This is a genomic window from Anabaenopsis tanganyikae CS-531 (genome assembly GCF_029891675.1).
In the GTDB taxonomy this organism is placed as follows: domain Bacteria; phylum Cyanobacteriota; class Cyanobacteriia; order Cyanobacteriales; family Nostocaceae; genus Anabaenopsis; species Anabaenopsis arnoldii.
Genome location: NZ_JANQDF010000050.1, coordinates 1 through 2,775 on the forward strand (window position 1 = coordinate 1; position 2,775 = coordinate 2,775).

The 2,775-nt window shown below is 43.9% G+C and carries 2 protein-coding genes and 1 pseudogene; all 3 read right to left on the reverse strand.

Annotated elements, in window-relative coordinates; all coding sequences use genetic code 11:
- A pseudogene (locus tag NWP22_RS05385) lies at positions 1-182 on the reverse strand (hypothetical protein); the annotation flags it as partial.
- Between the two features lie 207 nt (positions 183-389).
- Positions 390-947: an alpha/beta hydrolase gene (locus NWP22_RS05390; RefSeq protein ID WP_271733626.1), complete on the reverse strand. Its 558-nt coding sequence runs from the start codon at positions 945-947 to the stop codon at positions 390-392.
- A 155-nt stretch (positions 948-1,102) separates the two neighbouring features.
- Positions 1,103-2,182: a class II fructose-bisphosphate aldolase gene (fba, locus tag NWP22_RS05395; protein ID WP_271733627.1), complete on the reverse strand. Its 1,080-nt coding sequence runs from the start codon at positions 2,180-2,182 to the stop codon at positions 1,103-1,105.
- Between the last annotated feature and the right edge of the window lie 593 nt (positions 2,183-2,775).

The window sequence follows — 2,775 nt, forward strand, 5'->3', positions numbered from 1 at the left end:
GCTGTTAATTCCTGTGCTAGGGTGAGCATGGCAGTGGTTTTACCGGTTTGTCTGGGTGCATGGATGACAAAGTAATTGCGCTGTTCAATCAGGCGTTTTAACTCTGGTAACCGTTCAGTGGTGGGTAGGGTATAGTGGATATCTGGTTGACAAGGGCCTGCGGTGTTAAACCATTTAGTCATAATAGTTTAGGTATAGGTTGATTTAATTATAATTTCTATGACGGTTGAGCGAATGTTGGTGAGACATTGCCCAGTACTGTAAGGCGATAGCGAAGCGCTGCTGCAACCAGTTCGCACCTGCATGAGTAAGATCCCCGACTTCTTAACATAATCAGAGATAATCTAGGATAATTTAGCTAGAAGTCGGGGATCTGTGTGACATGGTGATTAAACTACCTGATCCCTTAGTTTGATAGCCTGAGGAATTTCCCTGAGTTTTGGGAACCGTTTCGCTACATAGAAGGCTTTTAGTACATCAATTTCTAGGCGTTGACTGGGATAAGCTGCAATAAAATTGATGACAGAAAGACCTTGAGGCTGAGTAGCACCTAATACTAATGCTGCTCTGAGTGCTTGTACCCCCGCGTCATCTTTTCTGACTACAGCCTGGGAGACATTATTAAGAATTGTTATGCCCATTTGTGTATTGAGTAGACTATTGACTGTGACCACATCTATGGGAACTTTGGTTCTCAGCAGTCTGACAAAGAAGCGGCTTTGTTCTTCAGATATTCTACCGGTGTAAAGCTCTAAACCTCTGGGAAATTTCCCAGTATCTGCTGTGTTTTGTAACTCCTCTAGGGAAATAGATTCCGCAAAGGGGCCAAATCGCAGAACAAGGGTATCCGCAGCACGTACGGAGGTGTTAGGCCCCCAAAACTGTGTTAAGGCGATCGCACCTAAGAAACTTGCAACTATTTTGAAGTTTTTCCAGTTGCTTGCCATAAGATTTTTACTAATTAATTTTTAGGTAAATATAACGTAATTTTATATATTTGACGGCGACTGTTGTGGATAAATTCAAAGAGCATAGCAATGCTATGCTCTAGTTGAGTTGCAGGAGGATTGTTTTGTTATCCCCCTGTTAATTTTGAGGGAGATTACACCTTAGCAGATGCTTTAGTAATCATATTCAGTTCGCCCTTAGCATACTTAGCTGCAAAGTCTTCGAGAGAAACTTGCTTAATCTTGCTAGCATTACCGGCGGTACCAAATTGCTGGTATCTGTCAGCACAAACCTTCTGCATATATTTGATGGAAGGCTTGAGGAAGTGACGGGGGTCAAATTCCTTGGGACCTTTTGCTAGAGCTTCACGAACGGCGGCGGTGATAGCTAGACGGTTGTCGGTGTCGATGTTAACTTTACGGACTCCGCTCTTGATACCCTTTTGAATTTCTTCTACAGGTACACCATAGGTTTCGGGAATTGCACCACCGTACTCGTTAATCAAGGCGATTAAATCTTCAGGTACGGAAGAGGAACCGTGCATTACCAAGTGGGTGTTAGGTAGACGGCGGTGAATTTCTTCAATGCGGCTAATGGCCAAGATTTCACCGGTTGGCTTACGGGTAAATTTGTAAGCACCGTGGCTGGTACCGATGGCTACAGCCAAAGCATCTACTTGGGTTTTCTCTACAAACTCCGCTGCTTCGTCTGGGTCTGTTAGTAGTTGAGAGTGGTCAAGTGTACCTTCAAAGCCGTGACCGTCTTCAGCTTCACCAGCACCGGTTTCTAGGGAACCTAAGCAACCCAGTTCACCTTCTACGCTGACACCCAAGGCGTGAGCAACATTGACTACTTCACGGGTGGTATTGACGTTGTACTCAAAGCTAGCGGGGGTTTTAGCGTCTGCTTCCAAGGAACCATCCATCATGACGCTGGTAAAGCCGTTCTTGATGGCGGAGTAGCAGGTAGAAGGCGCATTACCATGATCTTGGTGCATGACAATGGGAATTTCGGGATAGGTTTCTACTGCAGCCAAGATCAGGTGACGTAGAAAGTTTTCTCCAGCATAAGAACGAGCACCACGAGAAGCTTGTAAGATTACGGGGCTATCTGTCTCTGCTGCTGCTTTGAGAATTGCCTGAATCTGCTCTAGGTTGTTGACGTTAAACGCCGGAATACCGTAACCGTTTTCAGCCGCGTGGTCTAAAAGCAGCCGCATTGGTACGAGCGCCATATATATTCCTCCTAATGTGTTTTTGGGCTAATCGGTTTCCGAAGAGCGTAATATTTACGCTAATCTTAATACTTTTTTCAACTTATAGGAAATTATAACTAGTGATGGTTGTTTATTCTGAGAAATTTTCTGCCATCTTCCATCAGGATGCCCTATATTTCCCATCTGCTACTGTACATCAAGTTACACCCAGGCTTAAGGTTTTTAGTATCTCTAGATGCTATAAACCTTGAATTTCCCTTCCAGAGGTAATAGTTGTTGAATTGATTGTTTGTTCAGGTTGGCGATCGCATTTTCTTAGAGGATGTTTGGAAAGTGTTAAACAGGCAATTTTTATATTAGGGAACACCGAACAGGGAACAGGGAACACACCGAACACACAAAAAACAATAAAATCCAGTCCCCTCCCCTGACAAGGACAAGACAAGGTGGACAAGGTGGACTAGGTGACCAGGGAGAAAAACAGTACAAAGTCTGTATTCTTAGTAAGAAAAATAGCCCATTAAAAGACCATTGTCCGGATAAAATCTTCCTTGTCCACTTTCCTTCCTTGTCTTCGGTGGTCTTGCCTTCACAGATCATATTAAAAACCT

Excerpts from the sequence above, each read along its gene's own strand:
- NWP22_RS05390 (WP_271733626.1), bottom strand. The coding sequence starts at position 947 with ATGGCAAGCAACTGGAAAAACTTCAAAATAGTTGCAAGTTTCTTAGGT.
- fba (WP_271733627.1), bottom strand. The coding sequence starts at position 2,182 with ATGGCGCTCGTACCAATGCGGCTGCTTTTAGACCACGCGGCTGAAAAC.